Genomic DNA, 16,811 nt, shown 5'->3' with positions numbered 1-16,811 from the left:
GGAGGGCTAAAGTAGGAAATTAAAAAAGTTCCTTGGCAATGGCCTCCACATTATCTGATTTTCCCATCGAATAGTAGTGCAACACGGGCACGCCGTATTCCCTCAACTCACGAGATTGCTGAATGGCCCACTCCACACCGACTTGTCGCACATCATGATTGGTCTTGCAGGCTTCCACGGCATCGATAAGATCTTGCGGAATGTCCACCCGAAATACCTGTGGCAACAATTGCAAATGGTTTTTTACAGCAATCGGTTTTATGCCCGGAATAATCGGCACATTGATGCCCATGGCGCGTGCTGCCTCCACAAACGCGAAGAATTTTTGGTTATCGAAGAACATCTGGGTCACCACATAATCCGCTCCCAAATCCACTTTTTCCTTCAATCGCTTGAGATCAGACTGGAGGGACGGTGCTTCCATATGCTTTTCTGGATAACCGGCCACACCAATACAGAAACTGCTCAGATCACTCGCTTCAATGGTGTCATGCAGGTAATTCCCTTCGTTGATATCCTGGATCTGTTTGACCAACTCGGTGGCATATTGATGTCCGCCCTGGGTCGGGGTAAAATATTTTTCCTCTTTACGGGCGTCGCCGCGAAGTGCCATCACGTTTTCGATCTCCAAATATTGGCAGTCCACCAAAAGGTACTCGGTCTCCTCTTTGGTAAACCCTCCGCACAGCACGTGGGGCACGGTGTCCACATTGTATTTATGCTTAAGTGATGCACAGATACCCAAGGTCCCGGGACGTGTCCGGGTCAGTTTTTTGTCCAACAGCCCATCTTTTTCCTTGTAGATGTATTCTTCGCGGGAGGTGGTCACATCAATGAACGGAGGCTTGAACTCCATCAAAGGGTCTATATTTTTGTAGAGCTCCTGGATGCTTTTTCCCTTTACGGGCGGTACAATCTCAAAACTAAAAAGCGTTTCGCCGTTCGCTCTTTTAATGTGGTCGGTAATTTTCATCGGTCTTAATCAACTATGTTGGGGGCCAGCCATTTTTGGGCTTCCTCCAGTTTTATGTTTTTTCGTTCTGCGAAATCCTTGACTTGGTCCTGTTCTATTTTTCCCAATCCAAAATATTTGGCCTCCGGGTGCGCAAAATAATAGCCACTCACGCTGGCAGCGGGCCACATCGCCAAACTATCGGTCAATTTTACACCTATCTTTTCTTCCACGCCCAATATTTTCCAAATGGTCAGCTTTTCCAAATGATCGGGACAAGCGGGATAGCCCGGCGCCGGACGGATACCTTGGTATTTTTCATCGATCAGGGCATTGTTGTCCAAAGTTTCTGCGGAAGCATAGCCCCAAAACTTGGTCCTGACCTCCTTGTGAAGGTATTCGGCCAGAGCTTCAGCCAACCTGTCTGCAAGGGCCTTGATCATGATGGAATTGTAATCATCATGCTTTTTTTCAAATGCTGTTGCCAACTCCTGCGTCCCAAACCCTGCGCTGACACAGAAACAGCCTATATAATCCTGTATTCCGGTTTCCTTCGGGGCGATGAAGTCGGACAGGGCGATGTTGGGAACCCCTTCCCGTTTTTTCAGTTGTTGACGAAGTGTCCTGAAAATAGCTGTTTTAGCTTCTTCTGTCATTTCGAGCGCAGTCGAGAAATCCAAAGAAGACTCCTTCTGCTCACCACCTCTCGACTGCGCTCGAGGTGACAAATGCACTTCAATATCATCGTCACCGATCTGATTGGCTGGAAACAGCCCAAAAATGGCCTTTGCCTTGAGCAGCTTTTCATCCAAAACCTTCTGCAAAAGTTCTTGGGCATCTTTAAAAAGTTCCGTGGCCTGTTTGCCCACCACATCATCCTTTAGGATGGCCGGATATTTTCCATGCAGATCCCAACTTCTGAAAAACGGGGTCCAATCGATGAAATCCACCAATAGTTTCAAATCAACATCCTCCATGATCTGTATGCCCAATTGTTCTGGCACTTTGATGTCCGATGGGTTCCATGTTATCCGGAGCTTGTTGTTTCGGGCCTCTTCCAAAGTCAAATATTCCTTTTGTCTGGACCTGCTCAGAAATTTGTCCCTAAAACTCTCATAATCCAGTTTGATGGCCTTTTTATATCGGTCTGAAGTCCCGTCCTGCAGCAGGTCGCCCACCACGGTCACGGCCCTGGATGCATCGTTCACGTGCACCACGGAATGACTGTACATGGGGTCTATCTTGACAGCCGTATGCGCCTTGCTCGTCGTTGCACCACCGATCAGAAGGGGCACATTGAAATTCTGACGTTCCATTTCCTTGGCCAAGAACACCATTTCATCCAAGGAAGGAGTGATCAAACCACTCAGGCCGATGATGTCCACCTGTTCCTCCTTGGCCTTGTTGATGATCTTTTCCGGTGGCACCATTACCCCAAGATCCACAATCTGGTAATTGTTGCAGGCAAGCACCACACTCACTATGTTTTTTCCGATATCGTGCACATCTCCCTTCACCGTGGCCATCAAAATTTTACCGGCGGCCTTGGCGTTCTGGTCTTTGGATGCCTCAATGAAAGGTGTCAAATAGGCTACGGCCTTTTTCATGACCCTTGCCGATTTCACCACTTGGGGCAAGAACATTTTTCCGTTGCCGAAAAGGTCACCGACGACATTCATTCCGGTCATCAGGTTGCCTTCGATCACTTCCAAAGGCTTGGCTGCCTGCTGACGGGCCTCTTCCACATCCTCGACGATATATTGATCGATTCCCTTGACCAAGGCACGGGTAATCCGATCTTGGAGCGGCTCTTGCCTCCACGACAGATCCACCTTGCTTTCCTTTTCCTTTCCAACAACGGTCTCTGCAAATTCCAGCAATCGCTCCGTGGCATCGTCCCTTCTGTCGAGCAGCACATCTTCCACATGTTCCAACAAATCCTTGGGGATATCGTCATACACCTCCAACATCGTGGGGTTCACGATACCCATGTTCATTCCTGCTTTTATGGCATGGTACAAAAATGCCGAATTGATGGCCTCCCGAACCGGGTCGTTCCCTCGAAAGGAAAAGGAAACATTGCTGACCCCACCACTGACACTGCAATGGGGGAGATTCTCCTTTACCCAACGAGTCGCCTCGATGAAATCAAGGGCGTTGCGCCTATGCTCTTCCATTCCCGTGGCGACCGGAAAAATATTCAGGTCGAAGATGATGTCCTCTGGGGCAAATTTCACTTCGTGGACCAGAATTTCATAGGACCGTTTGGCAATCTCGATACGGCGTTCCAGGTTATCGGCCTGGCCCACTTCATCAAAGGCCATGACAATCACTGCGGCACCGTATCGCTTGATGAGCTTTGCATGGTGCACAAACTCCTCTTTGCCTTCTTTCAGGCTGATGGAGTTCACCACGCATTTACCCTGTACCACTTGCAACCCGGCCTCGATGATCTCCCATTTGGAGCTATCGATCATGATGGGCACACGGGCGATATCGGGTTCCGAAACGATCAAGTTCAAAAACTTGACCATAGCCTCTTTTCCATCGATCAGTCCGTCATCCATGTTCACATCGATGATCTGGGCGCCTCCTTCCACTTGATCTCGTGCCACATCGAGCGCCTCATCGAATTTCTCTTCCTTGATCAGCCTTAAAAAACGTTTGGAGCCGGCCACATTGGTACGCTCCCCTACATTGATGAAATTGCTCTCGGGAGTGATCACCAAGGGTTCCAGACCCGATAGTTTCAAAGCTCTAGTTTCAGCCATGCCTTGGTTTTACTTGATTCTTATGTATTTTTCCACAATATGCCTTTTGATGCCGGCCTCGGGCACGTCCTCCACACCTGATTGGATCAGTGTGTCCCCCTTGATCTCCAGATCAAAGGTAAACTCATGTCCCCTCAATTCCTTCACGCCGATGTAGTCCAACTTTTCGGTGTACACATTTCCCTTGAGGGTATATGTGCCAGCACCTCCGTAAAACCCTTCGGCGGTATCTTTCTTTTGGTTGAAAAAGGCAAAATGGTCCTCGTTCAATATTTTTATGAATTCACTATTGGACAAGTCTTTCACTTCTACGGTATCCGCTGTCCTGGTTTCGCCATAGACCAAAAGCCAACTGCCCACTATTTCATTTTTGGTCTCAACGATTGCGGTTTCCTTTTCTTTGGGCTTTTCTTTATCCCCACAGGAAATAAAAATGACCATGGCAATGATCAGTGCGGATATACTAAATGGTTTTTTCATGGGTGGTTTCCAATTTTCTGGGTGTGTATTCTTTGACAAGATCGGCAATGGCCTTGATGTGTTCCGGTGTGGTACCACAACATCCGCCCACAATGTTCACCAGCCCCTTTTCCACATATTCCTTGATCTGGGCGGCCATCTGCTCCGGGGTTTCGTCATATTCGCCAAAGGCGTTGGGCAGTCCTGCATTGGGGTGGGCCGAAGTGGCAAATCCCGATTTGGCCGAAATCACCTCCAAATGGGGCACCAATTGTTTGGCACCGAGGGCACAATTGAACCCAACGGACAAAATCGGAATGTGTGAAATTGAGATCAAAAAGGCTTCCGCCGTCTGCCCGGACAAGGTCCTTCCGGAAGCATCGGTGATGGTACCACTGACCATGACAGGCACTTGAATGTTCCGTTCGTCCTTTACTTCTTCAATGGCAAAAAGGGCCGCTTTGGCATTCAGGGTATCAAAAATGGTCTCCACCAATAAAATATCGGCCCCACCATCCAAAAGCGCCTCTACTTGTTGTTTGTAGGCCGTGCGGAGTTCATCAAAGGAGATGGCCCGGAACCCTGGGTCGTTCACATCTGGCGACATGCTGGCCGTTTTATTGGTGGGTCCGATGCTCCCTGCCACAAATCGGGGTTTGCTGGGGTCTTTTTGGGTGAATTCCTTGGCCACTTGCTTTGCAATCCTCGCCGATTCATAATTCAGTTCATACACCAGTTCTTCCATACCATAATCGGCCATGGCGATGGTGGTGCCGGAAAAGGTATTGGTCTCCAAAATATCCGCACCAGCTTCCAGATAGGCCCTATGCACATCGGCAATGGCCTGAGGCTGGGTCAGTGACAAGAGGTCATTGTTGCCCTGCAGGTCGGTTGTCCAATCCTTGAAACGCTCCCCCCTAAAATCGGCTTCCTTGAATTTATAGCGCTGCAACATGGTGCCCATGGCCCCGTCCAGTACCAAAATCCGTTTCTTTAAAATGTCTTCAATTTTTTCCATAATACAATTTCCCTTCAAAAAAGGATATGTCGAAATCAAGAAATGGTTGGAAAATACTGCGAAGTATTCTTTACGTTATCCTTCCCCATTGGCAGGATCATGCGCCGTACCTTCCCGATCACGGTTCAGGACAAGGGTAGAATGTAGCACCTTCTCGAAGTCGAGGGTTGCTAAGGCTTCGCAGGGTCCAATCCCTCCACCTTTCTTGATAACACTTTCAATTTATTAATGAACTGAACCGCAAAGAAACGGTACTCGGTAGTGAAAAGCAAAAAAAGCCCTTGAATTTTTAGAATAGCGGGCATAAAAAAACGGGTTGATTGCCCAACCCGTTTTAAACCCATACCTTTTCAGGTTTTAAATCATCATTCCACCTGAAACTTCTATGCGCTGTGCGTTGACCCACTTGGCATCGTCCGTACACAAAAAGGCCACTACGCCCCCAATATCGCTGGGGATACCCACTCGGCCCAGAGCAGTAAAATTGGCAATCGCCGCTCTTTTGTCCTCGTCATTTTTGTTGGTGCCTCCTCCAAAATCGGTCTCGATGGCCCCGGGAGCCACCACGTTCGACCGTATTTTTCGTGCTCCCAATTCCTTCGCTTGATAACGGGTAAGTGCTTCCATGGCCGCTTTCAGGGAACCATAAACTGAATATCCTGGAAAGGAAAATCTGGCCAATCCACTGGAAATGTTCACAATTCCGCCACCATCCGCCATGAGGGGCAACAATTTTTGGGTGAGGAAAAATGCTCCTTTGAAATGGATGTCCACCAAGGTGTCGAACTGCTCTTCTGTGGTTTCCGTGATCGGGGCATTGATTCCGATTCCTGCATTGTTGATCAGAAAATCGATATGGTCTGCCCCGAAATGGGTACTGACCACTTTTTTGACCTGATCCACAAAAGCATCAAAACTTCCGATATCGGCCACATCCAATTGCAGTGCATAGGCTTTTTGTCCCAAGCTCTCGATTTCCTTGACCGTATTATCGCCCTCTTCCTTATTGCTTCGGTAGGTCAATACCACGTCCAATCCTTTTTTGGCCAAGTTGATGGCCATGTCCTCGCCGAGGCCTCTACTGCCCCCGGTCACCAGTGCTATTTTACTTTTTGCCATTTTTGATTTGATTTTTGATTCGGGTACAAAGTTCCGAAACGAGGTGCCCAAACGGATTGCGAGCATCAATCCATTTTTTGCAAAAATCAAATGGCAATACGGCCGCGATATTTCAATGGGGAAGTGTGGGAAAACTTTTTGAAGAAATTGGAAAAGTGGGCCACTTCCTCAAACCCCAAACTGAACGCGATTTCGGAAATGTTCCAATCCGTGTTGTTGAGCAAGATTTTGGCCTCCTCAAAAATGCGGGCATGGATAATGGCCGTTGTGGTACTTCCGGTAGTCTCTTTGAGCACTTTGTTCAGATGGTTGGCATGTACGGCCAATCGCTCCGCAAAATCGTTCGCCGTTTTCAACACCAACCGTTGGGCCGGGGTGTTGATGGGAAACTGACGTTCCAACAGTTCCACAAAAAGGTCTGTGATCCGGGTCGCCGCATTTTTTCCATTGTCCACAGGTTGGACAGGTTGCAGCTTTTGTCCCATGTGCAGCAACTCCACGACATAGGCACGGATCAGATCAAATTTAAAGGGATATTCCGAGGACAGCTCCCTTTCTATCTTTTGAAAAAGTTGTTCCAATTCGACATAATCCTCCTCGGAAATAGTGAAGATGGGTAAACCACCGGGTTGAAAAAGGGGCAGTTTTTCCAAAATGATCCCGCTTTTATCTTTGGATAAAAAGTTCTCAGTGAACACACAGAAATAGCCTGATTGGTTTTCATCCTGTGGCACGTAGTGGTACGGAATGCGGGGAGAGGCAAACAAAAGGGCCTTGTCGGCAATGTCGATGACCTTATCGGCATATTCAGCGCGGTTCTTTCCGTTGATCAAACTGATCTTGAAATAGGAACGCCGATCATACCGCATTTCCCCTTCATTGAGCTTGGTACGGTATTCATCGATCTTGAACACATTGAAATGCCCAATGTCCTTCCCAATGGTGTCCGGGATGGGCAATCGCATTTTTCCATAAAAATCCCGTAAAGTGAACAGCTCTTCCATGGAATTGTAAAATTCAAATATAGTGCAAAAACAAAAACACCCTCCAAAAATTGCTTTTGGAAGGTGTTTACACTGCCAATATAATTAGTTTTAGTTGATGCTCTGCACCACTTCTTTCTTGGCTTCTTTTTTGGAACCATCGAATCCTTCCACACCACCAACGGTAGTATATTTCATCACAAAACGCTTGTCGGGATTGATGATCTGATAAGCAAACTGGCACATTACAGCTGCTTCGTGGAAACCGGACAGAATCAATTTAAGTTTACCTGGATAGGTATTCACGTCGCCAATGGCAAATACACCTGGAATGTTGGTCTGGTAGTCCTTGGCATTGTTCACCTTGATGGCGTTCTTTTCAATTTCCAAGCCCCAATTACCGATGGGTCCCAATTTTGGGGACAATCCGAACAATGGGATAAAGAAATCTGTCTCCACATAGGCATCTTCCTTGGCCTCATCATTGTACTTGATCACTACGGCCTGAAGCTCATCCTTTCCGTGGATTTCCTGAACTTCGGCTTCGGTGTAGAGTTGGATTTTGCCCAATTTGGCCAGTTCCCTTGCTTTTTCCACAGAATCCAATGCTCCACGGAACTCGTTCCTGCGGTGTACCAACGAAACTTCGGAAGCCACATCGGCCAAGAAAATGGCCCAATCCAAAGCAGAATCACCTCCACCGGAAATGACCACTTTCTTGTCACGGAACTGCTCAGGATCCTTCACCATATACTCCACGCCTTTGCTCTCAAAAATTCCAATATTGGCAATCAATGGTTTTCTGGGCTCAAAAGACCCCAATCCACCGGCGATGACCACAACTGGCGCTTGGTGTTGGGTACCTTTGTTGGTGGTGACGATAAAAGAACCGTCATCTTGCTTATCCAAGGTTTCGGCACGTTCGCCCAAAGTGAAACCTGGCTCAAAAGGCCTGATCTGTTCCATCAGGTTGCTCACCAAATCCCCGGCCAAGATTTCGGGAAAGGCCGGAATGTCATAAATCGGTTTTTTGGGATAGATCTCGGCACATTGCCCTCCGGGTTGGGCCAAGGCATCTATCAAATGGCACTTGAGTTTCAACAAGCCTGCCTCAAAAACGGTGAACAATCCAGTGGGTCCCGCTCCAATTATAATGATGTCTGTTTTGATCATAATTCTACTTTTAAAATTCTGTAAAGTCCCTTCGGCTTCGCTCAGGCACCCCCAGATTAACTTGACAATTTTTAAACTTTAACTAGCAATTCTTTTCCCTTGTTCTGATATTCATTTTGAATATCCAATATTCTTTGGCGATGGTTCACCACCTCTCCGATGATGATGATCGCTGGGTTGGACAACTGCTGCTCCCTTGCCTTGTCCTCAATGGAAGCAACAGTGCCAATTCCAATTTTTTCATGCTCCGTAGTGCCATTTTGGATGATGGCCACCGGAGTTTTTTCTTTTCCTTCTTGCTTGAAGAGCTCCATGATCTCCCCCAACTTTGACATTCCCATCAGGATGATGACCGTTGCGCTCGACTTGGCGGCCAAGGCCACATCGTTAGATAGTTTATGCTCTTTAGTGGTACCTGTAATCACCCAAAAACTCTCGGCCGCACCTCTTTTGGTCACTGGGATGTTTTGGGATGCCGGAACCGACACCGAGGATGAAATCCCAGGAACCACGGTCACTTCAAGGCCCAATCCAGCGGCATATTCCATTTCTTCGGCCCCACGGCCAAACACAAACGGGTCGCCTCCTTTTAATCGGACCACATGATGTCCTTGATGGGCTCGTTGCACGATCAGCTCGTTGATCTGTTCCTGTTGGTAGGTATAGCACCCTTTGCGCTTGCCCACAAAGATTTTTTCGGCTTGGGGAGCATAATCCAATAATTCCTCGGACACCAGGGCATCGTACAATACCACATCTGCAGTTTGCAATGCCTTCACACCCTTTAGGGTGATCAAATCCACATCCCCGGGGCCGGCCCCTACCACTGTCAATTTTCCGTTACGCATGTTCCAACTCCAATTTTCTGTAGGCTTCCAATCGTTCCAATACGGTTTTCGCATCTTCCACATAGCTTTTTGCAAAAGCTTCGGAAGGCTCGTTTTTGTTAAGTTGCAGGGCGAGGTTTTCAAAAGTTCCCTCCAGTGCTATTTTTCCTGTGGCCACATAGTGTTCATCAAAATCCTTGATGATGCTGGCATGGGTGTTCACTTTCTGTTTTTCTGCGGTCAACAATGCCTTGGCTGAGTTCACCATGGACTGATAGGAATAGTAAATACTCGCCGCCCATTTTCCTTGTTTCAAAGCTTCTTCGGCATTTTCTATCTTCTCTTGGCTCTCAAAGAACAGGGTCGCCACCAAGTCCACAATCACTCCGGCACATTCCCCGACACCAATTTCCTGAACGTATTTTTCCTCGTTGCCCCAATCGATGAAATCTTCTTGGGTCAGGTTGTCAACTTCTGTCAATGGTTTCAAGAAATCGTAGAAATAATGCTGGCCTTTTTCTTCATAATACTCGGTGAAGTTGGCCCCGTTTCCATTGGCCTCAAAATCATCCAATATCAATCGAAGTGCCTCTGGCCCTCTTTTACTTGGGATTTTGGCCACTTTGTCCGCAAACTTTCCGTTTCCGTTGCCCAAGTTGCCACCACCCAACAATACTTGAAGGGCCGGTGCTACCAATTTATCCTTGGTGCGGATGGACATTCCCTGAAACCCGATGTGGGCCATGTTGTGTTGTCCGCAGGCATTCATACAGCCACTGATCTTGATCACCACATCGGCATTATTGATGTATTGTGGGTATTCAGCCTTGATCACGCGCTCCAACTCATCGGCGATACCAGTACTGCTGGCGATACCCAAATTACAGGTGTCGGTCCCAGGACATGCGGTGATATCCAAAGCCTTGTTGTAGCCTGCTTCGGCAAATCCCAATTTTTCAAGTTCTTGGTAGAAGAAAGGAACCAATTCCTTCTTCACGAAGGGTATCAATATATTTTGACGAAGGGAGAGACGAATCTCACCTGCCGCATAGTTCTGGACCAAACGGGCCAGTTCCCTTGCCTTATCGGTATAAAAATCACCCAACAGCACCTTTATCCCGATGGCCACATAGCCTTCTTGTTTTTGGGGCACCAAATTGGTGGATTTCCATTGTTCAAATGCTTTTGTATCCTCAATTTCAACCGTGGGCGTTTCCACCTCGGCTACTTGTACCTTTGGATAACTTTCAAAATCAATGGGATAGGATTGAATAGGAATGGCGGTCTGCTCTTCTTCCAACAATTGTTTGAAGCCATCCAACCCAATATCCTTCAACAAAAATTTCATCCGCGCCTTGGCCCTACTCTTGCGTTCCCCGTAACGATCAAACACGCGAACCACGCCTTCCATGAGGGGTATGATCTTATCTGTGGGTAAAAAGCTGTACAGTTCATCGGCGTGGCGAGGTTGTGAACCCAAGCCTCCGGCCAACATCACTTTGAACCCTCTTACCCCATTTTCAATTTTGGCGATAAAACCCAAATCGTGCATGTAGGACAATCCGGTATCGGCATCACTTGAAGAAAAGGAAACCTTGAACTTTCGTCCCATTTCCTGACCGATGGGGTTTCGTAAAAAGTATTCGAACAAAGCTTGTGCATAGGGCGATACATCGAATGGCTCATCCACATCGATACCCGCTGTTTCGCTGGCCGTAACGTTCCGAACGGTATTCCCGCATGCTTCTCGGATGGTCACCTCATCTTTTTCCAATTCGGCCCACAACTCAGGGGTACGTTCGAGATCCACATAGTGGATTTGGATATCCTGACGTGTGGTGATGTGCAGTCGACCACGGGAATATTCATCGGAAACATCACAGATCCGAAGCAGTTGGTTCGAAGTGACCTTACCATACGGAAGTTTGATTCGGACCATCTGTACCCCAGGTTGACGCTGGCCATAGACCCCACGCGCCAAACGAAGGCTTCGGAATTTCTCCTCATCGATGTTGCCATCCTTGAACTGGCGAATTTTTTTCTCCAATTCGATGATGTCCTTTTCTACTACCGGATTCTCTATTTCTGTTCTAAAACTTTTCATTATCCTATTTTTCCTATCTCTTTTATAGGTTATTGATAAAAATCACTCCTACTTTTTCGCAATTCACGAAAATGTTATTCTATGAAGCCTACTCCTGCTGTATGATTGGTCCTGCTATCGATGAGAATGAAGGACCCATTGGTACGGTGCTCCTTGAACCTGTCATAAAAAATGGGCTTGTTCAATTTCAGGCGCACTTTGGCGATATCGTTCATATTGAGCGAGGACACATTTTCCTCAATCCCTGAATAATCTGGATGGATCTTGTGGTCGATGGCATCCACTTTGGCCAAAGCCTTGTTGACACCATGTTGCAACACATATTTGCCACCAACGGTCAATTGGTTGGAATCCATCCAAGAAACGGTTGCCGTCAATTGTTTGTCCACGATGGGAAGGTCCCCTACTTTCACCAACATATCGCCACGGCTCACATTTACCTCATCTTCCAAGGTAATGGTCACCGAGGAACGACGTGGAGCGGTTTGGTATTCCGTATCGTAAAAATAAATGGCCTTGATTTTGGATCGGGTCATGGATGGCAAAACCACCACTTCGTCACCCACGCTCAACTCGCCACCGTACACTTTTCCTGCAAATCCACGGAAATCATGGAATTCCTCGGTCTTTGGTCTGATGACATATTGTACCGGAAAACGGGGTGTACCCACATTATAGATATCCTGAAGGTCCAATTCTTCCAGATGCTCCAACAAGGTCTGGCCTTTGTACCAATCCATGTTTTGGGAACGGTTCACCACGTTGTCGCCCTTTAGGGCGCTCACCGGAATGAAGGTAATTTTCTGATCTTGATAATCCCTTTTGCCCATCAATTCCTCAAAATCGGCCTTGATATCATTGAAAGCATCCTCGGAAAAGCCCACGAGGTCCATTTTATTGATGGCCACGATCACATCTTTGATGCGCAACAGGTTATTGATGAAAAAGTGCCTGTTAGTCTGCTCGATGACTCCTTTTCGGGCATCGATCAAAATGATGGCCGCCTGTGAGGTGGACGCACCAGTAACCATGTTACGGGTATATTCCACGTGCCCAGGGGTGTCGGCAATGATGTAGCTTTTGGTTGCCGTGGAGAAATAGATGTGGGCCACATCGATGGTGATGCCCTGCTCCCTTTCTGCCACCAAACCATCGGTCGCCAATGAAAAATCGAGGTAGTCGTACCCCTTTTGTTTACTGGTACGCTCGATGGCCTCCAATTTATCGTCGGTCAAGGATTTGGTGTCGTACAACAATCTTCCGATCAAGGTACTTTTCCCGTCATCCACACTACCTGCTGTTGCTATTTTCAATACTTCCATCTTCGTCTTCTTAAAAGTAACCCTGTTGTTTGCGTTTTTCCATGGCCGCCTCGGAACGTTTGTCATCGATACGGGCCCCTCTTTCCGATATTTTTGAATCCCTGATCTCCGAAACCACTTTATCAATGGTGTCCGCATGGGATTCCACGGCTGCGGTGCAGCTCATGTCCCCTACGGTACGGAAACGCACGATTCTTTCTTCCACTTTTTCATCCTCTGCCCTGAAAACCACACCATCCTCGGCAGACCAGATCAGTCCGTCACGCAAGAAGGTATTTCTTTTGTGGGCGAAGTAAATGGATGGAATTTCAATATTCTCTTTTTGGATATAGCTCCAAACGTCCAATTCGGTCCAGTTGCTGATTGGGAATACCCGCACGTTCTGGCCCATTTCAATTTGTCCGTTCAACATATCGAACAATTCCGGGCGTTGGTTCTTTTCATCCCATTGGCCAAAATCGTCACGAACGGAAAATATCCGTTCTTTGGCCCTGGCCTTTTCTTCATCACGCCTGGCTCCACCGATACAGGCATCGAACTTGAACTCTTCGATGGCATCCAACAAAGTTGTGGTCTGCAACATATTCCTACTGGCATATTTTCCAGTTTCTTCCACCACTTTTCCTTGGTCGATGGAATCCTGCACGTTGCGCACAATAAGTTCCACACCCAATTCTTCTACCAATTTATCCCTGAACTCAATGGTTTCCGGGAAGTTGTGACCAGTATCAATGTGCATCAATGGAAAGGGAATCTTTGCGGGCCAGAATGCCTTTTGGGCCAAACGGACCAATGTGATGGAATCCTTTCCTCCAGAAAACAACAGCACAGGTTTTTCAAACTGTGCGGCCACTTCTCGTATAATATATATGGCCTCATGCTCCAACGCATTCGCACTGGGCCTGTCGGCACTGTTAATGGTTTTCGGTTTCTTGATTTCTTCTGCGAGTGTACTCAAAGCTCTGTTTGTTTTTAAGCGTTGGGGAATTAGGTATGCAAACCACATTCGCGGTTGGCCAATACTTTTGTGGGATCAAAATATTTGTGTTCGTTGGGCAGACCGTGTTCTTTCAGATAGGCGTCCAATTGCACATCGCTCCAATGATAGAAAGGGCTTACCTTCAGCACACCGTCCTTGCTCATGCTCAACACATCCAAAGAATCCCTAAGGGCGGTCTGTCCTTTTCTAAGGTTGGTGAACCAAACATCTGGTTTGTGTTCGTCCATGGCCCTTCGGAAAGGTTCCAATTTGACCTGTTCGGTAAATTCTTGGTGACGGGGGTCATCGATTTGTGGTATTCCCATGACAGCATCACGGTGTGAGCTGGTCTGTTTGGGCACATACAATTTAATGTTCAGCCCCAAACGGGCAATCAATTCTTCAGCATGTTTGTAAGTCTGTGGCGTGTTGTAGCCTGTATCGCACCAAATGACCGGAGTATTCCTGTCCACTTCGGTGACGGCATGTAGAATGGCCACTTCGTAGGGTCGGAAATTGGTGGTCACCACCGATTTCTTGCCATGTTTGATGGCCCAAGAAATGATTTCTTCTGGTGGGATGCCCTTGAACTGGCGGTTCAGATTCTGTATTTCGTCTTGTGTCAATGCCATATCCATTCTATTTATTTACCCCATTTGATGGAGTTCCAAATCCTTTCGTGAAAAAAATAAAGCACCATTTTGGTGACCAATTCTACCATACCAATGGAGAAGGCCAACGTCAAGGTCCCTGTCACGATCCAAGAGATGATAATGGTATCGATGGTACCCACAATCCTCCAGCTAATGGATTTTGCTATGCTCCTTTTGGGGCTTTCGGACCTCAAATCCTTGGTATAGGAGGCCTCTTCTTTGCTATTCTTTATTACCAGTTGGTCTGTGATCATCAGTATTATTATTTTCCTATCGATTTACTAGGAAATTCAAAAATAGAATTAAATTTCAAAACCACATGCAAAAGCCTTCTTAAATTTACTTTTATCCTATGGTTTTAGTAGATTATCGAAAATCGAAGTGGATTTTTAGAATTTTCTCATCCTATCTTTTAAAAAAGAATAGAATCTAGAGGATGTCCGCCAAGGTATTGTTCCTATAGACATCCAGGGCACTGTCACGGATCTGGAGCATGAGTTTGTGTACGGAACAAGTGGCCTCATCCGGACAATCCTCGCATTTTTCGTAGAAATTGAGGCTGACGCAGGGCACCATGGCAATGGGTCCTTCCAATACACGCATCACGGTGGTCATTGGGATGTCCTCCGGGTCTTTGATGAGATAGTAGCCTCCGCCCTTTCCTTTTTTGGATCCCAAAAACCCGTTCCTTCTCAAGGTGAGCAGGATACTTTCCAAAAATTTCTGGGAAATATTCTCATGTTTGGCAATCTCGGCAATCTGGACGGGCTCTTTCCCTTTTGCCCTTGCGAGATAGGTAAGCGCCTTTAAACCGTATTTTGTCTTCTTGGAGAGCATCGCACGAATATAGCGAAAATTAACCATCGCCTTTTAAAATAATCCTGGAATGCCCTATTCCAACGCTTGTTCTATATCTGCAATGATATCGTCTATGTGTTCCAACCCAACGGATACCCGTACCATGCCATCTGTAATCCCCACTGCCTCACGTTCTTCCTTAGATAATTTGCTATGCGTAGTGGATGCCGGGTGGGTAACGATGCTTCGTGAATCGCCCAAATTGGCGGAAAGGGACAGCAATTCAATACTATCGAAGAATTTTCTACCTGCATCTAACCCTCCTTTTACTTCAAAAGCCACTACGCAACCGCCAGCTTTCATCTGTTTTTTGGCAATCTCATGTTGGGGATGCGATTTCAGAAAGGGATACTTTACCCATTCAATTTTTGGATGGTTTTCCAAAAAAGTGGCCAATTCCAACGCATTTGAACAATGCCTGTCCACCCGAATGGCCAAGGTTTCCACACTTCTGGAGAGTATCCATGCATTGAATGGCGAAAGTGCCGGACCAGTAATTCGTGAAAACCGATACACTTTGTCCATCAACTCATTGTTTCCTACAGTGATACCGGCCAAAACCCTGCCCTGACCATCCATCAACTTGGTCCCTGAATGGATTACCAGATCAGCTCCGAACTTAATGGGCTGTTGCAGGTAAGGCGTCGCAAAACAGTTATCGATAATAAAAATAAGTCCATGCTTTTTGGCTATGTTTCCCAACACTTCCAAATCCAGCACATCCACTCCCGGGTTCGTGGGCGATTCCGCATATATGATCTTGGTATTGGGTTGGATCAACCCTTCGATGGTCGACAGATCGGTGGCATCAAAATAACTGGTGGTGATGTTCCATTTGGGAAAAAACTGGGTGAAGAGCGTGTGTGTGGAACCAAAAATACTCTTGGACGAGACCACATGGTCACCTGCATTCAACAAAGCGGCCAAGGTGGAGTACACGGCAGCCATGCCAGAGGCAAAGGCAAAACCGTTCTCCGCACCCTCCATTTTGCACACCTTGTCTATAAACTCCGAGGAATTGGGGTTGGAATATCTGGAATAAATGTTCCTATCCTTTTCCTCTGCAAAGGAAGCGCGCATGTCCTCCGCATCCTCGAACACAAAACTGGAGGTCATATAAATTGGACTGGAATGTTCCAAATTCTGGCTACGCTCCATTTGTGTCCGTATCGCTTCTGTCTCGAATTTCTTTTTCATTCTATTCTTTTTTGGGTGGCTGAGCGTAGTCGAAGCCACTTCATTTAACCTCTTTAAAATATCTATAATTTGTATGGTTCTTGCACTCGGCCAAATAGGGCAGGGTTTGAAATTCTCCTTGGATGAGTGCTTCCTTCTTTGCCCTCGACCAACCCTGAATTTGTTTTTCCCGCTCAAAAGCCGATGCAATGTTCAGGTATTCTTCAACATACATCAACTCCACTGGCAGCCTTTTCTTGGTATGGTTCGCTCCCCTACCATCTTGATGCTCGCTGATACGGTTGTCCAAATCTATCGTACTTCCGGTATAATAGCTTCCATCCGAACATTGAAGTATGTACATGTAACCTTTCATCCTTTGTTTGTGGCTTCGACTACGCTCAGCCACCGTTCCAA

At 46.9% G+C, this 16,811-nt stretch carries 16 protein-coding genes and 1 riboswitch; all 16 genes read right to left on the bottom strand.

The window, feature by feature from the left end; all coding sequences use genetic code 11:
* Window positions 1-19 precede the first annotated feature (19 nt).
* The 16 genes from metF to SD450_RS08165 all read right to left on the bottom strand — a co-directional run bounded on the left by metF (window position 20) and on the right by SD450_RS08165 (window position 16,758).
* Window positions 20-973, bottom strand: coding sequence for a methylenetetrahydrofolate reductase [NAD(P)H] (metF, locus tag SD450_RS08240; RefSeq protein ID WP_318344104.1), 954 nt, complete (start codon window positions 971-973; stop codon window positions 20-22).
* Between the two features lie 5 nt (window positions 974-978).
* Window positions 979-3,723, bottom strand: a complete 2,745-nt coding sequence (gene metH / locus SD450_RS08235) for a methionine synthase (protein WP_318344103.1) — start codon at window positions 3,721-3,723, stop codon at window positions 979-981.
* A gap of 9 nt (window positions 3,724-3,732) precedes the next feature.
* Window positions 3,733-4,203: a hypothetical protein gene (locus tag SD450_RS08230; protein ID WP_318344102.1), complete on the bottom strand. Its 471-nt coding sequence runs from the start codon at window positions 4,201-4,203 to the stop codon at window positions 3,733-3,735.
* Complete coding sequence (locus SD450_RS08225) at window positions 4,187-5,200, bottom strand: homocysteine S-methyltransferase family protein (RefSeq protein ID WP_318344101.1); 1,014 nt, start codon at window positions 5,198-5,200, stop codon at window positions 4,187-4,189. The genes SD450_RS08230 and SD450_RS08225 overlap by 17 nt, the downstream gene beginning before the upstream one ends.
* Window positions 5,201-5,303: 103 nt before the next feature.
* Window positions 5,304-5,415: riboswitch (SAM riboswitch) on the bottom strand.
* 142 nt (window positions 5,416-5,557) lie between these two features.
* Window positions 5,558-6,319 carry an SDR family NAD(P)-dependent oxidoreductase gene (locus SD450_RS08220; protein ID WP_318344100.1) on the bottom strand — a complete coding sequence of 254 codons (762 nt, stop codon included), beginning with the start codon at window positions 6,317-6,319 and terminating at the stop codon, window positions 5,558-5,560.
* Between the two features lie 86 nt (window positions 6,320-6,405).
* Complete coding sequence (locus tag SD450_RS08215; RefSeq protein ID WP_318344099.1) at window positions 6,406-7,323, bottom strand: helix-turn-helix domain-containing protein; 918 nt, start codon at window positions 7,321-7,323, stop codon at window positions 6,406-6,408.
* Window positions 7,324-7,413: 90 nt separating this feature from the next.
* Window positions 7,414-8,475, bottom strand: a complete 1,062-nt coding sequence (locus SD450_RS08210; protein WP_318344098.1) for an NAD(P)/FAD-dependent oxidoreductase — start codon at window positions 8,473-8,475, stop codon at window positions 7,414-7,416.
* Between the two features lie 71 nt (window positions 8,476-8,546).
* Window positions 8,547-9,323, bottom strand: a complete 777-nt coding sequence (cobA, locus tag SD450_RS08205) for a uroporphyrinogen-III C-methyltransferase (RefSeq protein WP_318344165.1) — start codon at window positions 9,321-9,323, stop codon at window positions 8,547-8,549.
* The gene (locus tag SD450_RS08200; RefSeq protein ID WP_318344097.1) at window positions 9,316-11,406 is read right to left on the bottom strand and encodes a HEPN domain-containing protein; all 2,091 of its coding nucleotides are present in this window, start codon (window positions 11,404-11,406) and stop codon (window positions 9,316-9,318) included. The genes cobA and SD450_RS08200 overlap by 8 nt, the downstream gene beginning before the upstream one ends.
* Before the next feature lie 74 nt (window positions 11,407-11,480).
* Window positions 11,481-12,728, bottom strand: a complete 1,248-nt coding sequence (locus tag SD450_RS08195; RefSeq protein ID WP_318344096.1) for a sulfate adenylyltransferase subunit 1 — start codon at window positions 12,726-12,728, stop codon at window positions 11,481-11,483.
* Between the two features lie 10 nt (window positions 12,729-12,738).
* A complete protein-coding gene (gene cysD / locus SD450_RS08190; RefSeq protein WP_404828234.1) occupies window positions 12,739-13,734 on the bottom strand; it encodes a sulfate adenylyltransferase subunit CysD in 996 nt (331 codons plus the stop codon).
* Window positions 13,716-14,339 (bottom strand): phosphoadenosine phosphosulfate reductase domain-containing protein, encoded by a 624-nt coding sequence (locus SD450_RS08185; protein ID WP_151889783.1) that lies wholly within the window; start codon window positions 14,337-14,339, stop codon window positions 13,716-13,718. The genes cysD and SD450_RS08185 overlap by 19 nt, the downstream gene beginning before the upstream one ends.
* A gap of 11 nt (window positions 14,340-14,350) precedes the next feature.
* The gene (locus SD450_RS08180; protein WP_318344094.1) at window positions 14,351-14,614 is read right to left on the bottom strand and encodes a DUF2061 domain-containing protein; all 264 of its coding nucleotides are present in this window, start codon (window positions 14,612-14,614) and stop codon (window positions 14,351-14,353) included.
* A gap of 175 nt (window positions 14,615-14,789) precedes the next feature.
* Window positions 14,790-15,197, bottom strand: a complete 408-nt coding sequence (locus SD450_RS08175) for an RrF2 family transcriptional regulator (RefSeq protein ID WP_318344093.1) — start codon at window positions 15,195-15,197, stop codon at window positions 14,790-14,792.
* 54 nt (window positions 15,198-15,251) lie between these two features.
* A complete protein-coding gene (locus SD450_RS08170) occupies window positions 15,252-16,415 on the bottom strand; it encodes a trans-sulfuration enzyme family protein (protein WP_318344092.1) in 1,164 nt (387 codons plus the stop codon).
* A 40-nt stretch (window positions 16,416-16,455) separates the two neighbouring features.
* Window positions 16,456-16,758: a GIY-YIG nuclease family protein gene (locus SD450_RS08165; RefSeq protein WP_318344091.1), complete on the bottom strand. Its 303-nt coding sequence runs from the start codon at window positions 16,756-16,758 to the stop codon at window positions 16,456-16,458.
* Window positions 16,759-16,811: the final 53 nt, after the last annotated feature.

Source organism: Flagellimonas baculiformis, assembly GCF_033441575.1.
GTDB classification, from domain to species: Bacteria; Bacteroidota; Bacteroidia; order Flavobacteriales; family Flavobacteriaceae; genus Flagellimonas; species Flagellimonas baculiformis.
The sequence above is the reverse complement of the archived record's forward strand: the minus strand, read 5'-3'. Positions and strand labels throughout refer to the sequence as shown.